This is a genomic window from Nocardioides salsibiostraticola, from assembly GCF_054783655.1.
Genome location: NZ_BAAGQD010000006.1, coordinates 49,662 through 68,954, shown reverse-complemented (window position 1 = coordinate 68,954; position 19,293 = coordinate 49,662). Strand labels below are relative to the sequence as shown.

Genomic DNA, 19,293 nt, shown 5'->3' with positions numbered 1-19,293 from the left:
ACCCGGAGCGACCGAGAAAAGTTAGTCGAGAATTCTCGCTGAACTGTTGTTTCCGAATGCATGTTCCCGTATCATGACTCTATGAGTCAGTCGCCGTCGGAGCCCGTGGACCCGGCTGACGCTGCCCCTACACCGACGGATCTCATCGTCGCCATCCGTCGTCACCGTCGCGCGGTTGCTCAGGGCGAGGCCCGCGTGCTCGAGCTGGCGGTCGAGTGGGCTCACGCCCACCCCGAGCTCGACGACCAGGGCCGACAGATCTGGTGGAAGCCCGGCAAGGAGGGCAAGGCGTACGCCGGCTCCTGGGAGATGGACGAGGACGGCTCCCCCGTCTCCTCGACCGTCGACGACCTCCACGAACTCGAGTGGTTCGGCATCCCGCAGATCCGGTGGGACTGCGCCGCATCCTTCTCGGCCGCCAATCACATGTCCACCACCGGCGGACGCGCCTACCTGCGCGACGCGCTGGTTCTGTGTCACCGACTGCCCGGCATCTACCGTCGCACCCTCACCGGAGCTGTCCCGGTCCACAAGGCCCGCAAGATCGCCCAGGCCTGCATCGGCAAGGCTCCGGACGTCGTGGAGTATCTCGATGCGAAGTTCGCTCCCATCGCCGACACCTCCGGGCTGGTCACCGTCGACCGGATGCTGGCGGAAGCCGAGCTCGCGCTCCACCCCGAGCAGGCCGAGCACGACCGTCTGGACGCCCTGCAGAAGCGGTCGGTCTTCTTCGATCGTGACCAGGACCTCACGCTGACCAACGGTCTGGCCGAGATGGTGATCAACACCGACTGGGCCGACCTCGCCCACTTCGACCTCACCATCAACGCGATCGCCGAAGCCCTCAAGCACACCGAGGAAGGCGAGGACGAGAGCCTCGACACCCGTCGCGCTCTCGCGGTCGGCGTCCTCGCCGACCCCGATCGAGCTGCCGCGTTGCTGGCTGGGCACGAAACCACCTCCGGGACTCCTCGCCGCACCCTGGATCTCATCGTGCACCTGACCGCCGACACTCTCCGCGGAGCCAGCAACGTCGCGACGGGAGCCGACGGGCGCGTCTTCGTGGCCGATCAGGTTCGGGACTGGGCCGCGCGACCCGACACCCACATCACGGTTCGTGGCCTGATCGATCTCACCCCCACCACCCACGAACACGAGGGCGAAGACCACTACCGGCCCTCTAAGACACTGAGCGAATCAGTGGTCCTTCGCGATCAGACCTGCGTCTTCCCGTTCTGTCGGAGACCCGCGAAGGCCTGCGATCTCGACCACATCTGTCCCTTCCGAGAATCCGGAAGGACCTGCGAATGCAATCTCGCTCCCCTGTGTCGACATCATCATCAACTGAAGACCCATGCCGGTTGGCGTTATCGACCGATCGAACCCGGGGTCTACCTCTGGAGCGACACCCACGGCCAACGATTCCTCCGGACTCCCGACGGGACCGTTGATCAGACCAGCGATCCCGACGAGTCGTTCAAGCGTCACCTGCGGGTGTGTCCTCCGGTTCGATGACCAACGCGATCACGGCAACCCCGGACTCGGGGACGTCGTAGGCGGAGGTGACCACGTCCACCTCGCCGTCGTCCACCACGAACAGGATGACCGCCCGGTCCCCGTAGTGCCGACGGAAGGCGTCGAGAGGGAACTCCTCGGTCAGTTTGGTGCACTTGGCCACGGCTCCCTGTGCCACCAAGTCCTCCAACTCCGCGTGATCGGCACCAGGAGAGAACGGGGTGGTCGCGGTCAGGTGTCCGGCCGCCTCGCGTCGGCTGTGCCGCGGCGTCGATTCATCGGAGCCGGCCCGACGCAGTTGATACACGTTGGCCCGACCCAGGACATGGGCGAACTCCCGGGCCGCGGTGGCGTTGACCTCGTCATCGGGCGTGCACGCGATCAAGCGACCGATCCCGGCCAGCTCCATGTCTCTGACCGCGTAGTCGCTGAGGATGTTGGCGGCCTCGGTAGCGACTCCGGCCATCCTGGCGCCGCTGAGAGCGGCGTACTCCCGATCCACGACCAAGCAGGTCACGTCGGCCTTCTCCAGGGTCACGGCAACGTCGACGACCCACGGCTGAGCACCTACGAAGAGCACCCCCTGTGGGGATGACGTCGCCAATCCCAGCCGCTCGGCCAAACGACCCACGCCCAGGCCATAGATGGCGACCGTGGCCACGATGACCAGGAACACCAACGGCACCAACTCCGAGACCTGGGCAGCCAAGCGCGTGAGCTCGGCCGCCCGCTCGACGTCGCCCTCCTCGGCGGCCACGTCCGCGGAGTGGGCGAACTCCAGAGCAAAGATGCTGGTGACCGCAGCCGCGACGATCCCGCGCGGCGCCATACAGGCGAGCAGGCTGCGCTCCTCGCGCGTGGCGGAGGTTCCCCACAGCCCGACGACGATGCTGATCGGCCGGATCAGCAGCAACAACACGATGAAGACAGCCGCCTTCGGTGCGATGGCTCCGATCTCCTCCGGTGCCACGCGCCCGGCCAGGATCACGAACAGGGCGCCGACGAACAGCACCTGCAGGTGCTCCTTGAACTCGATCACGTGCTCGAGGTGGAGATTCGGCTGACTCCCCAGATACACCCCCAGCACCGTCACCGTGAGCAGACCGCTCTCGGGCTGCAGCGCGTTGGAGGCGACCAGCGCACCCACGGCGGCACCGAGGAACACCACCCCGTGCAGGAAGTCGGGGATCGCGTTCGCGCGCATCAGTCTGGTCAGGGCCCAACCCAGCGAGAGGGCGATCCCGAAACCGATCAGCACGGTGGCCGCCAGACTCCACAGGACCTGCGGAACCGCTTGGTCCAAGCGACCGGCCAGAACGCCCTGGAACACCAGCACCGCCAGCACGGCACCGATCGGATCGACCACGATGCCCTCCCACCGCAGCATCGACGCCACCCGACGCGTGGGGCGCAGCTGCCTCAGGATCGGAGCGATCACGGTCGGCCCGGTGACCACCAGGATCGCCCCCACCAGCAGCGCCACCTCGACCTCGAACCCGACCAGAAGAGCCGCGCCCGTGATCAGGACCCACGCCACCGCCACGGTGACCGTGCACAGCCGCAGGACCGGCGTACTCAACTCGCGTAGCGCTCCGACGCTGAGCGAGAGGCTGCCCTCGAACAGGATGATCCCGACGGCCAGGGTCACTCCGCCGAACAGGATGTCCTGACCCAGCACGACCTCCGGGTCGGCCAGCCGCCCCAGCCCGAACCCGACCCCCAGCAGGAGCAGGATCGACGGCACCTTGAGCTTCCAGCCCAGCCACTGCGCACTGACCGCAGCGACCATCACCAGGCCCAGGTACGGCGCCGGCTTGAGCGATTCGAAGGTCTGCGCGAGGGAGTCCCAGGTCTCGGTCACGGCCTCACCCTAGGGCCCTGGTCGGTGCGGTAGCCCCCACACGGCACCATTGCCGGTGTGCCGACCGCTGCTCCCGTCAACAGCCCTGTGACCCAGGGAAGTCGGGTCGCGTTGCTCGTTCCCGGCTCCTCGGCGTACCTCGACGCCGTGTTGTCGCTGCTCGCCGACGGCGTCTTCCCCATCCCACTCGACCCACGGCTGACCCACACCGAACGCGAGCGGATCTTCGAGGACCTCGAACCCGACCTCATCGTCGAGGACGAGGAAACCCTGCAGACCCTGATCTCCCCGGCACACCTGGCCGACCGGACTCTCCCCCGCGGTCGTCCCATCCACGTCACCAGCGGTACGACGGGCCGCCCGAAAGGTGTCGACTCCGGTCTGCTGACCGTCGAGCAGTCACAGGCGCTGGTCGCGGAGGAACGCGCGTTGTGGGGCTTCGAGGAGAGCGACGTCAACCTCGTCCTGAGCCCGATCTATCACTCGGCTCCCCTGCGTTTCGCCATGGGGACCCGTTTGGCCGGGGGTCGCGTCGTCCTCCCGGGACCCTTCGATCCAGTTGCCATCACCGAGGCCATCACAACGCATCGACCCACCACCATGTTCTGCGTGCCGGTGCATCTTCAGCGGCTCTTCGCCCACTGGGACGCCACCGCCGTCCCCGACTTGACCTCGTTCCGGCTGGTCGCGCACGCGGGTGCGCCGTGCCCCACCGATGTGAAGCGACGACTGATCGAACTGTTCCCCGACGGCTCGACCTGGGAGTTCTACGGATCGACCGAGGGACAGTTCACCGCCTGCCGCAGCGAGGAGTGGCTAGAACGCCCCGGCACCGTGGGTCGCGCCCGCCCGGGCCGCACCCTCCGACTCGCGGACGACGGCACCATCTGGTGCCAGGTGCCCGAGCACGCCCGGTTCACCTACGTCGCCGCTCCCGAGAAGACCGCCGCAGCGTGGGGCGGGGCGCACGGCGACGAGTTCACCGTCGGCGACCTCGGGCGCCTGGACGACCAGGGCTACCTCTACCTCGACGGTCGCCGCACCGATCTGATCATCTCCGGCGGCGTCAACGTTTATCCCCTCGAAGTCGAACAGATCCTCGGGGAGCATCCCCTGGTCGACGACATCGCCGTCTTCGCGACGCCCGATGACGAATGGGGTCAACGCGTGTGTGCCGCCGTCGTCGGATCGATCAGCGAGGACGAGTTGACGGCGTACGCCCGCGAACGGCTCGCCCCACCGAAGCGCCCGAAGACCTGGACCTTCCGCACCGAACTCCCCCGCACCCTGACCGGCAAGGTGCGCCGCGACGAGCTCTAGGGGGACCAAGGTCCCTCATTCACGGGACTGCGTGCCGTGGTCGTCGAGCTCCGCCGTCATTAACGTCGGCAAGGAATCCGGATCTCGCCCAGAGGAGCCTCGTGGACCCGCTCGAAATCGCCCGGTGGCAGTTCGCCATCGTCACCGTTTATCACTTCCTCTTCGTCCCGATCACCATCGGGTTGTCGTTGATCCTGGCCGTCTATGAGACAGCCTGGGTGCGCACCGGCAATCCCCATTGGCTCCGGTTGACCCGCTTCTTCGGGAAGCTGTTCCTGATCAACTTCGCCATCGGCGTGGTGACCGGGATCGTGCAGGAGTTCCAGTTCGGGATGAACTGGAGCGACTACTCCCGCTTCGTCGGCGACGTCTTCGGCGCGCCTCTAGCCATCGAAGGGCTCCTCGCCTTCTTCCTGGAGTCGACGTTCCTCGGCCTGTGGATCTTCGGGTGGGACCGGCTCTCCCCCCGCCTGCACGCAGCCTGCATGTGGCTGGTCCACCTGGGGACCCTCTTCTCGGGGTACTTCATCCTCGCGGCCAACTCCTGGATGCAGAACCCGGTCGGCTTCGCTTTCAACCCCGACACCGGCCGCGCCGAGATGAACGACTTCGCGGCAGTCCTGCTCAACAAGGTCCAACTCGTCACGTTCCCGCACGTCATCCTGTCCGCCTACATGACCGGCGCCGCGTTCGTGGTCGGTGTCGCGTTCTGGCAACTCACCCGCCGGGCCAAGAACGACGATGACCGCCACATGTTCCGCCGGGCCGTGCGCGGTGGTGCCGTCATGGTCATCGTGACCGGTCTGGGCGTCGTGATCAGTGGCGACATCCAGGGCAAGATCATGACCGAGGTGCAACCGATGAAGATGGCCGCGGCCGAAGCCCTCTACGAGACCGAGGCACCAGCCAGTTTCTCGGTCCTGACCATCGGCAGCCTCGACGGCAGCGAGGAACGCTTCACGATCAAGGTCCCCCGGGTTCTCTCCTTCCTGGCCACCGGCACGATGGATGGCGAGGTCCTCGGGATCAAGGACCTACGAGAGCAGTACCAGGAGACCTACGGCCAGGACCCGGGCGCCGCCTACTACAGCCCCGGTGACTACACGCCACCCATTCCCATCAGCTACTGGTCCTTCCGCCTCATGATGGGGATGGGCATGCTGGCCATGGTGCTGGCCGGCTGGGTCCTCTGGGCGACGCGCAAACGCGCTGGCCCCTCGGTCTCACAGAATCGATTCCTCCTGGCCGCGGCGGTATCGCTGCCCTTCCTTCCACTGTTCGCCAACTCCTTCGGTTGGATCTTCACCGAGGTGGGGCGTCAGCCGTGGGCGGTGTTCGGCCTGATGACCACCGAGCGCGCGGTCTCCCCCGGCACCACCACCGGGGAGGCACTGACCTCGCTGATCTCCCTGACCCTGCTGTACGGCGTCCTCGCCGTGGTCGAGGTGAAGCTCCTGCTGACCTTCATCAACAAGGGCCCCGATCCCGTGTCCGCCGACGACGACGTGGACGGCCCGGAGTCCGACCGCCCTGTCGCCTTCGCCTACTGACCGCGCCTCCCGAACAGGAAGAGACCTATGGAACTCACCACTGTGTGGTTCGCCCTGATCGCCATCCTCTGGATCGGCTACTTCGTTCTCGAGGGCTTCGACTTCGGGGTCGGGATGCTGCTCCCCGTCCTGGCTCGCAACAACACCGAACGCCGCGTCATGATCAACACCATCGGACCGGTCTGGGACGGCAACGAGGTCTGGCTCCTGGTTGCCGGTGGAGCGACCTTCGCCGCGTTCCCGGAGTGGTACGCCACCTTGTTCAGCGGGTTCTACCTGCCCCTGCTGCTGATCCTGCTCACCCTGATCGTGCGCGGACTCGCCTTTGACTACCGGGGCAAACGCGACGACGACACCTGGCGAGCACGATGGGACATGGCCATCATCGTCGGCTCCTTCGTCCCCACCGTCCTGTGGGGAATCGCCTTCGCGAACATCGTGCGAGGAGTCCCCATCGACTCCGACCTGGAGTACGTCGGCGGCTTCTTCAACCTCCTGAACCCCTACGCCCTCCTCGGCGGGGTGATGATGGTGCTGCTCTTCACCACCCACGGTGCGATGTTCATCGCTCTGAAGACCGATGGCCCGATCCGGCACCGCGCACGAGCACTGGCCCTGCGCCTCGGGATCGCCGCTGCTCTGGTGACGGTTACCTTCCTGATCTGGACCCAGATCGACACCGGCAGCGCCTCCTCAGGCGTCGCGTTCGTCTTGGCCGCTCTGGCCCTGGTCGCCGGCCTCCTCGCCACCACGCAGGCCCGTGAGGGCTGGGGGTTCCTCGGCACCTTCTTCGCCATCGGGCTGGGAGTGGCCGGGCTGTTCCTCGCCCTGTTCCCCGACGTGATGCCGACCTCGTTGGCCAGCGGGACGAGCCTGACGGTGACCAACGCGGCCGCCACGGCGTACACCCTGAAGATCATGACCGTCGTCGCGCTCATCTTCACCCCGATCGTCGTGGGCTACCAGGCCTGGAGCTACTGGGTCTTCCGCAAGCGCATCTCGACCCACCACATCCCGGTTCCCCGGGAAGAGGAACCGGTTCACCCATGAGGCCCTCCGACCCCCGACTACGGCGCCAACTGGCGCCAGCCCGGGGTTCGTTGATCGGTGTGGTCACCTCCGGGGTGGTGGCCAGCGTCCTGGTGATCGCCCAGGCCTGGACCATCACCGGGCTCATCCTGGCCGTCCTGGACGGCCAGGGAGTGGTCTTCTGGGCGACCGCGGTCGTGATCGTGATGACCTCTCGGGCCGCCGTCACCTGGGCCGGCGATGTGTTGGCCTCTCGGGCCGCATCACTGATCGCGTCGAGCCTGCGCCGGCAGATCGTCGCCGTCCTGATTCGCCGTCCGGCTGCGTCCTCGAGTGGCGCGCGCTCGGTGCTGGCCACCCGCGGTGTTGCCGCCGCCGAGCCGTACCTGACCCGCTACCTGCCGGCCCTCATCCTGGCCATGGTCCTCCCTGCCCTCACCCTGATCACGATCGCCACCCAGGACCTGCTGAGCGCAGGCATCATCGCCGCCACCCTTCCGCTGGTGCCGTTGTTCGGCGCTCTGGTCGGACTCGCAACCCGCGACCGTGCGGAGCGTCAGTGGCGATCGATGGCCTCCCTCTCCGGTCACTTCGTCGACGTGATGCGGGGGTTGCCGACCCTGGTCGCCTACCGGCGGGCCCACGTGCAGTCCCGCCGCATCGGCGAGGTCACCGAGGGCTACCGACGGGCGTCGGTGCAGACCCTCCGCCTGGCCTTCGCCTCCTCCGCCGTCCTCGAACTGGTCGCGACACTGTCGGTCGCCCTGGTCGCTGTCACCGTCGGTGTGCGTCTCGCCGGAGGCAACATGGCTCTGGGCACCGCGTTGTTCGTCCTGCTCCTGGCTCCAGAGGCCTACTGGCCCCTGCGCCGGGTCGGGGCGGAGTTCCACGCCGCCGCGGAAGGGGTGGCCACCTTCGAGGCCGTCGCCGAACTGTTGGATTCGCAGGACAACGAGACTCCGGTCGGCGCCGCTCGTCCCGGCGCGGATCTGGAAATCGACGGGCTACAGGTCGTCTACCCGGGCCGCCGTGCGCCGGCCCTGGACATCCCCCACCTGACCCTTCACGCCCGTGGGGTCACCGCCATCACCGGACCCAGTGGGTGCGGGAAATCCACACTGCTGGCGGTCATCGCGGGACTACCCACCCTCGCCGAGGGAGGCGCCGGCTCGATCACGTGTGCGGGTGAGCCCGTCGGGGGCTCGGCCTGGCAGGCGCAGGTCGCGTGGATGCCGCAGCGGCCGCTCTTCGTCGAGGGCTCGATCGGCGACAACCTTCGCCTCGCCCGGCGCGACGCCACTGATGCTCAGCTGTGGGAGGCCCTGCGTCGGGTCGCGCTCGAGGAACGGGTGCGACTGATGTCGAGGGGGCTCGAGCAACCCCTGGAGGAGGACGGTCGCAGCCTCTCCGCCGGCGAGCGGGCAAGATTGGCCCTGGCCCGCGTGGTCCTCGCCGATCGCCCCTGGACCCTGCTCGACGAACCCACCGCACACCTCGACGCCCTGACCGAACAAGTCATCGCCGACACCATCGGCGAGTTGGGTGTGCGCGGTGCGGTGGTCGTGGTCGCCCACCGTCCCGCTCTGATCGCGCTCGCCGACGACCACATCGAGCTCGACCGTCCCGTCGTCGTCGCGTCCCCATCCGATCCCGTTCCGGTCGAGAACGAGCGCGAGGGCGAGGGCGAGGGCGAGGGCGAGGGCGAACAGTCGTACGCCCCCACCCCCGACGATCAGGCCCCCGGCCCGGTCCGAGGCGGATTCCTGGCGAGCACCCTGCTGGGCGCTCTGGCCACGGCCTCGGGGATCGCGCTCACCGCGACCGCCGGTTGGCTCATCGTCCAGGCCTCGACTCGTCCGGCCTTCCTGACCCTGCTCGTCGCGGTGGTCGGAGTCCGTACCTTCGGTCTCGCCCGCCCGGTGCTGCGGTACGCCGAACGCCTGCGTTCCCACGACGTCGCTCTGCGTCTGCTGGCTCGGCGTCGGGTGCAGGTGTACGACGCCCTGGTCCCGCTCACCCCGGCACGCCTGGGGCGACGCCGTGGCGACATCCTCACCGCGGTCGTCGACGACGTCGACTGCGTGGTCGACGCGCAGTTGCGGGTCAAGCTCCCCGTGCGCAGCTTCGCCCTGGTCAGCGCACTGGTGATCGCAGTCGCCATGTTGCTCGAACCCCGCGCCGCACTGGGCATCGGGCTGGTGGCTCTCCTCGGCGGCGGTGGCGGGTTCGTGTTGGCTCGCCACGGCGCCTCCCGGGCCGAACGCAGCGCCGTACACACCCGTGGGGAGTTGTCCCGTGCGGTGGTCGGGGCACTACAGGTCGCTCCCGAACTCCTCATGTGGCAGCGCGTCGATTCCGTCACCGATTCCATCGGCGAGATCAGCGACCGCTTGGGCGCAGCCGCCCATCGCTCGGCCCGCTGGTGGGGCGGAGCCCGGGCCTGGGTGTCCACCATCACCGGTGGCGCCGTGGCGGTGACAGCCGTCTTGTTGGCTCCATTGCTCGACGCAGGCACCCTGAGCGGACCCATCATGGCGCTACTCGTGCTGCTACCTCTGGCTCTCGGCGAGACCGCGTCTGGGGTCGCCGACGCCGGCGCGATCTCGGCTCGCACTCGAGCAGCCGAGACCCGACTGCACGACCTCGAAAGCCTGCAGCCGGCGGTTCAGGACGAAGGCTCCCCCGACACAGTCGTCTCCTCACCCGAGGTCCACCTGCTCGACGCCTCGGCGCGCTGGCCCGACACGGGACGAGGATGCTCGCACGTTTCGCTCACTCTGTCCCCCGGTGAGCGCGTCGCTCTCACGGGTTCCTCGGGATCCGGCAAGAGCACCGTGGCCGCCCTCCTCCTGAGATTCCTCGACCCGACCGAGGGCGAGGTCCGCCTCGGTACGACTTCGACCCGAACGATGACGCTCGAGGAGGTACGCAGCCGCTTCGCGCTCGTCGACGACGACCCCCACGTGTTCGCCTCGACCCTGTTCGAGAACACTCGACTGGCCAAGCCCGGTTCCTCCCGGGGCGAGGTCTCATCGGCACTACGCCGTGCCCGACTCGGCCCGTGGCTCGACGCGCTACCAGACGGACTCGACACGTGGCTCGGTGACGGGCACGCCGACCTGTCCGGTGGTGAACGCGCGAGATTGGGCTTGGCCCGCGCCTTCCTCTCCGGTCAGCCCATCCTCGTGCTCGACGAACCCTCGGCCCATCTGGATCACGCCACGGCCGCCGACCTGGCCCGCGAGATCCTCACCGGTCCACGCGGCCCTTCGATCCTGTGGATCACCCACGAAGCCGTGGGCCTGGACCTCGTCGATCGGATCGTCGATCTGGACGATCTGGACGCCCCGCTGTTCGCTCTCGACGCTCGCGCTTGAAACCGCTCACCGCACCAGACAACCGCTCGGCGCACAATCCTCGCCTCTAGGTCGTAAGCCTGCCTACCATGACGCCGGTCACATCTCAGGGAGGCAACTCATGGCTGGAATAGTCCGCGAGCAAGGTCAGTACGACTACGAACCCTCCGATCGCGAGCGGCCCAGGCCGGCGCGATCGATCTGGGGTTTTCGCATGTTGGGCGTCGGTCTCGCCCTCATCGTCTACTTCGTCCTTGCGGGGGCCGATCTCTCCTCCGACGGTCGGGTGGTTGCCGCGGTCGCGACGCTCATGGCGGTGTGGTGGATGTCGGAAGCGATCCCACTCTCGGCCACGGCCCTCCTGCCCATCGTGCTTCTCACTCCGCTCACGGGGGTGAGCATCGATGAGTCGACGGCGCCGTACGCCAACCCGATCGTCTTCCTGTTCCTCGGCGGTTTCCTGATCGCCATCGCGATGCAGAAGTGGGACTTGCACCGTCGCATCGCGCTGCTGACACTTCGCCGGGTGGGCACCGCACCGCGACGGATCATCCTCGGCATGATGATCGCCACGGCTTTCCTGTCGATGTGGGTCTCGAACACGGCCACCACCCTGATGATGCTGCCCATCGCGCTCTCGGTGCTGACGTTGGTCATCGAGAACACCAAGGTGACCTCGGGGGCGTCAGCGGAGAATCAGGGTGATCGACTCGCTGACGGTCAACGGATCAGCGACGTGGTCGAAGACCCCGAGGTTCGAGTCTTCGGCGTCGCGCTGCTCCTCTCGGTGGCCTGGGCCGCCTCCATCGGCGGCCTCGGCACCCTTCTCGGCAGCCCGCCCAACGCGATCGTGGCGGGCTACATCAGCACGGAACTGGGCAAGGATGTCGGGTTCGCGCAGTGGATGATGCTCGGCCTGCCTATCGTGGTGGTCTTCATCGCGGTCGCCTGGCTCCTCATCACCCGGGTCCTGTACCGGTTCAACCTCGACAGCATCCCCGGTGGCAGCCAACTCATCGACGAACAGATCGACGAGTTGGGCCCGATGGGCCAGGGCGAGAAGGTCGTGCTCGCCGTGTTCTCGATCGCCGCCTTCTTCTGGATCGTGCCGGGCGTGCTGTCCAGCATCGGTGACCTCGGCGAACGGTTCAGCTGGCTGGGAGGGTTCGACGACACCGTCATCGCCATCACGGCGGGGGTCGCGATGTTCCTGATCCCCGGCGACAAGGAAGGTCGGATGACGCTGCAGTGGGACGACGCCGAGGAGGGTCTCCCGTGGGGTGTGCTTCTGCTGTTCGGCGGTGGCCTCAGCCTCGCTGCGGCGGTGGCGTCCACCGGTCTCGACGAGTGGTTGGGTCAGCAGGTCGGCGGATTGGAGGCGTTGCCCATCGTGCTGCTTCTCGCTGCTGTGGTGGCGATCGTGCTACTCCTCACCGAGGTCACCAGCAACACCGCGACCGCCGCGACGTTCATTCCCGTCCTCGGAGGGGTCGCCGTCGGCATCGGCGTGGATCCGATGACGTTGCTCATCCCCGCCGCCCTCGCTGCGACCTGCGCGTTCATGCTGCCCGTCGGGACACCCCCGAACGCCATCGTCTTCGGCAGCGGAGCAGTCAAGATCAGTGAGATGGCTCGTGGTGGTGCGGTGCTCAACGTCGTGGGGGTGGTGCTCATCACCGTGTTCACGGTTCTCATCGGGCCCTTCGCACTCGATCTGGTGATCTAGTGGTCCGGTGAGAACCTCGCGGACCGCGGTCCTGATGATCAGCGCCTCCGGGCTCACCACTCTCGGGGCGCTACCTCCGTTCCTGCTCGGCGCTCAGGCGGTCTGGGTCCGCGAGGACCTCCAGGTGAGCCTGGGACAGTTCGGGGTCGTCATCAGCACCTTCTTCGGCGCTGCCGCGGTCGGAGCATTCGGCTTCGGTCGTACCTTCGACCGCCTGGGAAGGCGTCGAGGACTGGTGCTGGCCGGGACCCTGGTCTTCCTCGGCGCCGGAGCCATGAGTTTCCTGGTGGTCGGCTGGTGGAGCCTGATCGCAGTCATGGGACTTCTCGGGCTCGGCAACTCCGCCTGCCAGACCACCGCCAACCTGTCCATGGCGCGCGCCCTTCGACCCGGTCGCCGCGGGCTGGGGTTCGGAGTCAAACAGTCCGCGGTACCGCTGGCCATCATGCTCGGCGGTTTCGCTGTTCCCACGCTCGGCGCCGCGTTGGGCTGGCGCAGTACCTTCATGGTCACCGGCAGCGTCGGACTACTTGTCCTGGTCACCGCTCTGCTCGGCCGCGCTGACGTCGCCGAGACCACGGCGGTGAGCACGGACCTCCTGGACCGGCCACCACGATGGCCCCTGCTGCTCTGCGGGATCGCGATCACCTTCGCCAGCGCGGCCGCCAACTCACTGGGCACCTTCGTCGCCTCGTGGGGGTACGAGGTGGGCCTCACCGCGACAGCGGCGGGCCTGCTCATGGCAGCAGGAGCGGCCGGCTCCATCCTGGTGCGGATCTTCTCCGGATACCGCGCCGACCAACGCCACGGGAGGAATCTTCCCGTGGTGGCCGCACAGATGTTCACCGGAGCGGTGTGCATGTTCGGGTTGGCCTTCGCCTCGACGACCTCGGTGATGCTGTTCGGCTTCTTCGCATTCTCTGTCGGCTGGGCGTGGCCCGGGCTGTTGCTGTACGCCGCGGCCAGGCTGGGTCGCGACACCCCCGCCCAGGCCTCCGGTGTCATCCAGACCGGTGCGTTCGTCGGCGGCGCCCTCGGACCGCTGGGCTTCGGGGCGCTCGCCGGTGGCGCTGGATTCCAGGTCGCCTGGGTGGTGGCCGGTTCGCTGTTCCTGGTCGCCGGCACCCTGGTCATCATCGCTCGCCACGGCTTCTCGGCTGATCTTCGCAATCGCCCGCCGAAGGAACCCATCTCCTACGGCGGTGGCCGGGTGTCGGCTCCCCGTTCTTGATCTCCGTCTAGCTGAAATGGCCAACGGCCCGCCGCTTGAAGCGACGGGCCGTTGAGTGCTGCTCAGTGCGGTGGAACTCAGGCGTCGCCGCCGGTGAGCTTCTCGCGCAGGGCCTGCAGGGCCTCGTCCGAGGCGAGCGATCCGCCGTCGTCGTTGTGGCTGCCGCCGAGGTCGTCGGCTTCGTCGCCGGTGGCCTCGGTGTCGCCACCGGAGGAGTACGACGTGGCCTCGCCGGCCTCGACGTCGGCCTGCTTGGCCTCGGCCTGCTGCTTGACGTGGGCCTCCCAGCGGGAGTGAGCCTTGGCGTACTGCTCTTCCCACACGGCGCGCTGCTCGTCGAAGCCTTCGAGCCATTCGCCCGTCTCGGGGTCGAAGCCGTCGGGGTAGACGTAGTTGCCGGACTCGTCGTAGGTCGCCGCCATGCCGTAGAGCGTGGGGTCGAACTCTTCGACGTCAGCCGCAGCGGTCTGCTCGTTGGCCTGCTTCAGCGACAGCGAGATACGACGACGCTCGAGGTCGATGTCGATGATCTTGACCATCGTGTCGTCGCCGACCTGGACGACCTGCTCGGGGATCTCCACGTGGCGCTCGGCCAGCTCGGAGATGTGCACCAGGCCCTCGATGCCCTCTTCGACGCGGACGAACGAACCGAAGGGCACCAACTTGGTGACCTTGCCGGGCACGATCTGCCCGATCTGGTGGGTCCGGGCGAAGTGCTGCCACGGGTCTTCCTGGGTGGCCTTGAGCGACAGCGAGACGCGCTCGCGGTCCATGTCGACGTCGAGCACCTCGACGGTGACCTCGTCGCCCACCGTGACGACCTCGTTGGGGTGGTCGATGTGCTTCCAGGACAGTTCCGAGACGTGCACCAGACCGTCGACGCCGCCGAGGTCAACGAACGCACCGAAGTTGACGATCGAGGAGACGACACCCTTGCGGATCTGACCCTTCTGCAGCTGGGTGAGGAACCCGTGACGCACCTCGGACTGGGTCTGCTCGAGCCACGCACGACGCGAGAGGACGACGTTGTTGCGGTTCTTGTCGAGCTCGATGATCTTCGCCTCGAGCACCTGGCCGACGTACGGCTGCAGGTCGCGGACGCGACGCATCTCGACCAGCGAGGCGGGCAGGAAGCCGCGCAGGCCGATGTCGATGATGAGGCCGCCCTTGACGACCTCGATGACCGTGCCCTCGACGACACCGTCTTCTTCCTTGACCTGCTCGATGGTGCCCCAGGCGCGTTCGTACTGTGCGCGCTTCTTGGACAGGATCAGGCGGCCTTCCTTGTCCTCCTTCTGGAGAACCAGGGCCTCGACCGCGTCGCCGACGGCGACGACCTCGGAGGGGTCCACATCGTGCTTGATGGACAACTCACGAGAGGGGATCACACCCTCGGTCTTGTAGCCGATGTCGAGGAGGACCTCGTCGCGGTCCACCTTGACGATGATGCCCTCGACGATGTCGCCGTCGTTGAAGTATTTGATGGTCGCGTCGATCGCGGCCAGGAAGTCCGCTTCAGAACCGATGTCGTTGATCGCCACCTGAGGGGCGTTGTCATCGTAGTAATCGGGAAGCGGAAGGTTGAGGGTGCTCGTCATAGGGGAAATGATTCCTTGGTGGGCAGATGTCGGTAGTCGCGCTCGAGATCGATTTCACCGCCCTGACGACGCTTCGTCGATCCGGATGAATCGACGAGCGGCGAAACCTGCGTGGGCAGCGAGCCGGAATCCGCTCCGTATGGGATGCGGGCAGACCTCAGGCGCAGTCTCGAACTCTAGTCGCGTGTGTTGCCTGAGTCCAACCGACGCAGGGCTTGCTCAGCGCTCGTCCCGCGTGAGCAGAGCCACGGGTGCAAGGTCGAGAAGTTCGTCGACGAACACCCAGCCGTCCGACCCCAGGTCACGACCTGTCACGTGGTCCCACCAGTCACCCGCAGGCAGGGCCATCTCGGTGGATCCCCAGCCGTCGTGAGCAGCAAGTCCTGCGGCGTCTCGGGTGACGACAGCGATGGCACCGCCCCGGTCGAAGGCCAGCAGGGATGCCGACGCCTCCCCTCGAACCTCGACCAGGGTGTACGACGTGAACAGGTCGGGTCGGTCCCGGCGCAGGCGAAGACCTGCTGCACGTACGTCGTTCCGCAACTCCTCTGCTCCCGGTTCGAGATCCTCCGCGGAGGGGAGATCTGCCCGAGTCAGCGACAGCAGGTCATCGACGGGGCCGGTTGCTGCGGCGAGTGGCGTTCTCCAACCGTCGACAGCTGCACCCGTGGCCAGTTCGAAGCGTCGGGCGCTGGGCTGCTCAGGGTCGCGCAACGCCTCCTCCAACGCGTCGAGGGTGACGGCGAGATCCGGTCGCCGTTGGGCAGCCAGCGAGAACGCGGAGACGAAGTTGTTTCGCCCGATGGGCAGGTAGGACCGGGCCACCGGGAAGCAGGCCACGAGTTCGGTCACGGCGTCCTCGACGACCTCGGCCGGGTGACCCAGAGGGGTGACCGAAGGGCCTGCGAATCGCTGTCGCATCCGGGAGACAAGCCCCCTGCCCTGCTTGTCCGTCGAGGGTGCGGCGACCGGTGGCGCAGAGGGCAGCTCCCTGACGATCCAACGGATTTCCGGATCCAGACGGGTCGCGACCTGGTCCCGCTTGAGTTGCAGGTCAGGCATGATCAGGGGCGCTGCGCTGATAGTGCCGGCTGCAGCCCAGGAAGGCGGCAACGCCTCGCCTGGCACGAGCGACTTCTCTACGAGCACGAAGGCTCCCCGAGTCACCTCGGCCAGTTGATACAGGTAGTTCGTCGGGTCCGCCAATGCGTCGACGTGCCGCACGCACAGCCCGTCGACCAGGTCCTGTTCGAACCACCGTTCGACCTCTCGGTGGGTGAGGTCGAAGATCTCCCGGTCCTCGACTCGCACCGCAGCCAGGGAGGAGTCCGCGTGGGACCGTCGGTAGTTGACGGGATGGTCGCTGGAGTGGGCAGGCACCAGTCGGTAGTGCTGATCCTTCAGACGCGAGGTCCCCGGAGCCAACGGAAGGTCGCGGTCGAGATAGCGGACCCCGTCGCGTTCGACCGACGGCACGGCGTCGCCCTCCTCGAGCCACGGAAGCAGTACCTGCCCCTCCCCTGTCTCCCAGTCGATATCGAAGACTGCTGCGTGCGCGGATGCCCGCCCGTGGGTCAGTACGTCCCACCACCAGTCGCCGGGTTCGGCGCGCGACACGTCCACGTGGGCCGGCTCGATGTCCACGAGAAGGCCCAGTCCTGCGGCGCGGGCACTCTCGGACAGCGCTTCAAGCCCGGCGTACCGGCCACCGCCGGGGTGTACGGCCGAGTAGGCAGGCAGGTGTAGCCAGTCGACTCCGAACTCGACGAGGCGCTGAAACCGGGTCGCGCGTGCCTCCGGCGAGGCGTCGGCTGCCAACTGGATGCGGTAGATGTTGCGGGGCGTCCTGGGGTCCACGCAGACGAGTGTGGCTCATGCGCATGAAACACGTGACCCAGGGCCGATCCTGGGGCTGCGCTCGGCGCCGACGGACCCGTCCGACAAATTATCGATGCACCGAGCATGAAGTCCCTCAGGTCGGGTACAGACCCCTCGTCACCATCCCCGCTCAACCGATCCCCCGATCGGATCAGCAGTCGGTGTACCTCACCCCGCCCCCCTGAAGGATCCCCCCATGTCATCTCGCAAGCCCCTAGGGGCTGCGGTCGCTCTGACGACCGCGCTCGCCCTCATCGCTGTCTCCCCCATCTCCGGTGCATCAGCCCTGGCCGCGGCGCCGGCCACCGGCGACTACCAGACCGCCACATCCGCCGAGCTCCTCCATCTCAACGCCGTGAGCATCCCGGGCGTCCTGGGCGTGGCCGATGTGGCCGTTTCCCGGGCCACCGGAACCACCGACGCGAACGGCACACTCACCTCGACCGCCGAAGCGACCAACCTCGAAGCCAGCCTGCTGGGCGCGGATCTGGGCTCGCTCCTCGCAACCGCCCGCCAGACGGCGCCGGCCGACAACCCCGCCGCCTCGTCCGACACGGCGATCCCCGGAACAGTTCCCGGACTGCTGAGCCTGGGCATCTCCACCGCGACCGCTCACGCGCGCTCCGCCGACGCCACGTGCCTCCCGGCCTCGTCCGCGATGTCCGCGTCGCAGTCGAGCACCGCGGACGTCACTCTGCTGGACGTCCCCTCGGCCGGCAGCCTCGTGGCTCTCCCCGGCACGGTGTCCATGAGCCAGCAGACGCTTCTCCCCGAGGTGTCACCCGGCACCCGCTCGGTCCAGGCCACCACCGCCGGAACCGTCGCAGACATCGAACTACTCGGCGGACAGATCCAGATCGGCGTCGCCGAGACCCCCACCCTGACCGCAACCGCCACGGGAACCCCCGGCGGCGCGACGGTGAGCTGGGACGCACCACTGGTCTCCGTCACCGTCGCTGGCAATCGATTCGAGCTTCCCGTCGACGGAAGCCCGCTCAACATCGTCGCTCCGAGCAACCCCCTACTCGGCCTCACCCTCCGTCTAGGCCAGGCCGACGACGTGATCGAGTCGGCTGACGGTACGACGGCCTCTGCGTCCGCTTCGGTCCTCGAGGTCAAGGTCGCGCTCCTCGGTCTCACGGTGGCCGACCTCGACCTGTTACCCATGAGGGTCTCGGCCAAGGCACCGGTCGGCGGCGTCATCTGCCCCGCAGCACCCAACGGTGGTGACGACAACGACGGCGACGGCCTGACCAACGACCAAGAAACAAACCTCACCAACACCGACCCCAACAACCCCGACTCCGACGGCGACGGCACCAACGACGCCAACGAAGACCCCGACAACGACGGCCTCACCAACCTCGAAGAAGTCACCGGTTCAGAGAACAACAACGAACCCACCGACCCCCTCGACCCCGACACCGACGACGGCGGAGTCAACGACGGCGACGAGGTCAGCAACGGCACCGACCCCAACAACCCCGCCGACGACAACCCCGTCACCCCACCCAACGGTGGTGACGACAACGACGGCGACGGCCTGACCAACGACCAAGAAACAAACCTCACCAACACCGACCCCAACAACCCCGACTCCGACGGCGACGGCATCAGCGACGCCGATGAGGACTCCGACCGTGACTTCCTGACCAACCTCGAGGAGGTCACCGGTTCGAAGAACCCCTACGGCAACGCTCCGACCGACCCTCTCGACGCCGACAGCGACAACGACGGCGCACCTGACGGGCACGACATCCGGATCGGTGCTGACCCGAACAACCCCGACACCGACGGCGACAAGCTGCTCGATGGGGTCGAGGTCGTGAAGTGGAAGACCAGCCCGATCAAGGCCGACACCGACGGCGACCGCCTCAATGACGGCCGCGAGGTTCGCAAGACCAAGACGAACCCGCGACGGAAGGACACCGATCGCGACGGACTCAACGACCGTCAGGAGGTCACCGGTTCGGCGAACTGGCGCTACGACCGCTGCCCCACGAACCCGCGTCGGAAGGACAGCGACAAGGACGGTCTCAGCGACAAGGTCGAGATCAAGCGCTACAAGTCCAACCCGTGCGACAAGGACACCGACAACGGCGGTGTCCGCGACGGTGTCGAAGTCGAGGCAGGTAGCGACCCGACGGACCCCAACAGCACCCCGAACAACCCGCGTGGCTCCTCTCGAGGGGGCTCGCGGGGCTGACCCTCGGGACTCATACCGCACCA

At 67.4% G+C, this 19,293-nt stretch carries 11 protein-coding genes; 8 read left to right on the top strand and 3 right to left on the bottom strand.

Annotation, left to right across the window (positions count from 1 at the left end; translation table 11 throughout):
• Positions 1-81: 81 nt before the first annotated feature.
• The gene (locus ACYVLV_RS04480; RefSeq protein ID WP_460808003.1) at positions 82-1,515 is read left to right on the top strand and encodes an HNH endonuclease signature motif containing protein; all 1,434 of its coding nucleotides are present in this window, start codon (positions 82-84) and stop codon (positions 1,513-1,515) included.
• On the opposite strand, the gene ACYVLV_RS04475 is transcribed toward ACYVLV_RS04480, so the two are convergent.
• Complete coding sequence (locus ACYVLV_RS04475; RefSeq protein ID WP_460808002.1) at positions 1,478-3,376, bottom strand: cation:proton antiporter; 1,899 nt, start codon at positions 3,374-3,376, stop codon at positions 1,478-1,480. The two genes, ACYVLV_RS04480 and ACYVLV_RS04475, sit on opposite strands and share 38 nt — an antisense overlap.
• A gap of 57 nt (positions 3,377-3,433) precedes the next feature.
• Between ACYVLV_RS04475 and ACYVLV_RS04470 the strand changes: the two genes are divergently transcribed.
• The 6 genes from ACYVLV_RS04470 (at position 3,434) to ACYVLV_RS04445 (ending at position 13,588) form a co-directional block, all read left to right on the top strand.
• Positions 3,434-4,696, top strand: coding sequence for a class I adenylate-forming enzyme family protein (locus ACYVLV_RS04470; protein ID WP_460808001.1), 1,263 nt, complete (start codon positions 3,434-3,436; stop codon positions 4,694-4,696).
• Between the two features lie 101 nt (positions 4,697-4,797).
• Complete coding sequence (locus tag ACYVLV_RS04465; RefSeq protein WP_460807999.1) at positions 4,798-6,246, top strand: cytochrome ubiquinol oxidase subunit I; 1,449 nt, start codon at positions 4,798-4,800, stop codon at positions 6,244-6,246.
• Positions 6,247-6,273: 27 nt separating this feature from the next.
• Positions 6,274-7,296, top strand: a complete 1,023-nt coding sequence (gene cydB / locus ACYVLV_RS04460; RefSeq protein ID WP_460807997.1) for a cytochrome d ubiquinol oxidase subunit II — start codon at positions 6,274-6,276, stop codon at positions 7,294-7,296.
• Positions 7,293-10,652, top strand: a complete 3,360-nt coding sequence (gene cydD / locus ACYVLV_RS04455; RefSeq protein WP_460807996.1) for a thiol reductant ABC exporter subunit CydD — start codon at positions 7,293-7,295, stop codon at positions 10,650-10,652. The genes cydB and cydD overlap by 4 nt, the downstream gene beginning before the upstream one ends.
• 193 nt (positions 10,653-10,845) lie before the next feature.
• A complete protein-coding gene (locus ACYVLV_RS04450) occupies positions 10,846-12,357 on the top strand; it encodes an SLC13 family permease (RefSeq protein WP_460807995.1) in 1,512 nt (503 codons plus the stop codon).
• A gap of 7 nt (positions 12,358-12,364) precedes the next feature.
• Positions 12,365-13,588: an MFS transporter gene (locus ACYVLV_RS04445; protein ID WP_460807993.1), complete on the top strand. Its 1,224-nt coding sequence runs from the start codon at positions 12,365-12,367 to the stop codon at positions 13,586-13,588.
• Positions 13,589-13,665: 77 nt separating this feature from the next.
• Here the strand turns inward: ACYVLV_RS04445 and rpsA are convergent, their stop codons facing one another.
• Both rpsA and ACYVLV_RS04435 read right to left on the bottom strand, forming a co-directional pair.
• Positions 13,666-15,186: a 30S ribosomal protein S1 gene (rpsA, locus tag ACYVLV_RS04440; protein WP_460807992.1), complete on the bottom strand. Its 1,521-nt coding sequence runs from the start codon at positions 15,184-15,186 to the stop codon at positions 13,666-13,668.
• Positions 15,187-15,405: 219 nt separating this feature from the next.
• Entirely contained in the window at positions 15,406-17,043 is a 1,638-nt protein-coding gene (locus ACYVLV_RS04435; protein ID WP_460807991.1) for an alpha-amylase family protein, read from the bottom strand.
• A gap of 217 nt (positions 17,044-17,260) precedes the next feature.
• Here ACYVLV_RS04435 and ACYVLV_RS04430 point away from each other — a divergent pair, with 217 nt between their 5' ends.
• Positions 17,261-19,270, top strand: coding sequence for a hypothetical protein (locus ACYVLV_RS04430; protein ID WP_460807990.1), 2,010 nt, complete (start codon positions 17,261-17,263; stop codon positions 19,268-19,270).
• Positions 19,271-19,293: the final 23 nt, after the last annotated feature.

Excerpts from the sequence above, each read along its gene's own strand:
- ACYVLV_RS04480 (WP_460808003.1), top strand. The coding sequence starts at position 82 with ATGAGTCAGTCGCCGTCGGAGCCCGTGGACCCGGCTGACGCTGCCCCT.
- cydB (WP_460807997.1), top strand. The coding sequence starts at position 6,274 with ATGGAACTCACCACTGTGTGGTTCGCCCTGATCGCCATCCTCTGGATC.
- cydD (WP_460807996.1), top strand. The coding sequence starts at position 7,293 with ATGAGGCCCTCCGACCCCCGACTACGGCGCCAACTGGCGCCAGCCCGG.
- ACYVLV_RS04450 (WP_460807995.1), top strand. The coding sequence starts at position 10,846 with ATGTTGGGCGTCGGTCTCGCCCTCATCGTCTACTTCGTCCTTGCGGGG.
- rpsA (WP_460807992.1), bottom strand. The coding sequence starts at position 15,186 with ATGACGAGCACCCTCAACCTTCCGCTTCCCGATTACTACGATGACAAC.
- ACYVLV_RS04430 (WP_460807990.1), top strand. The coding sequence starts at position 17,261 with ATGTCATCTCGCAAGCCCCTAGGGGCTGCGGTCGCTCTGACGACCGCG.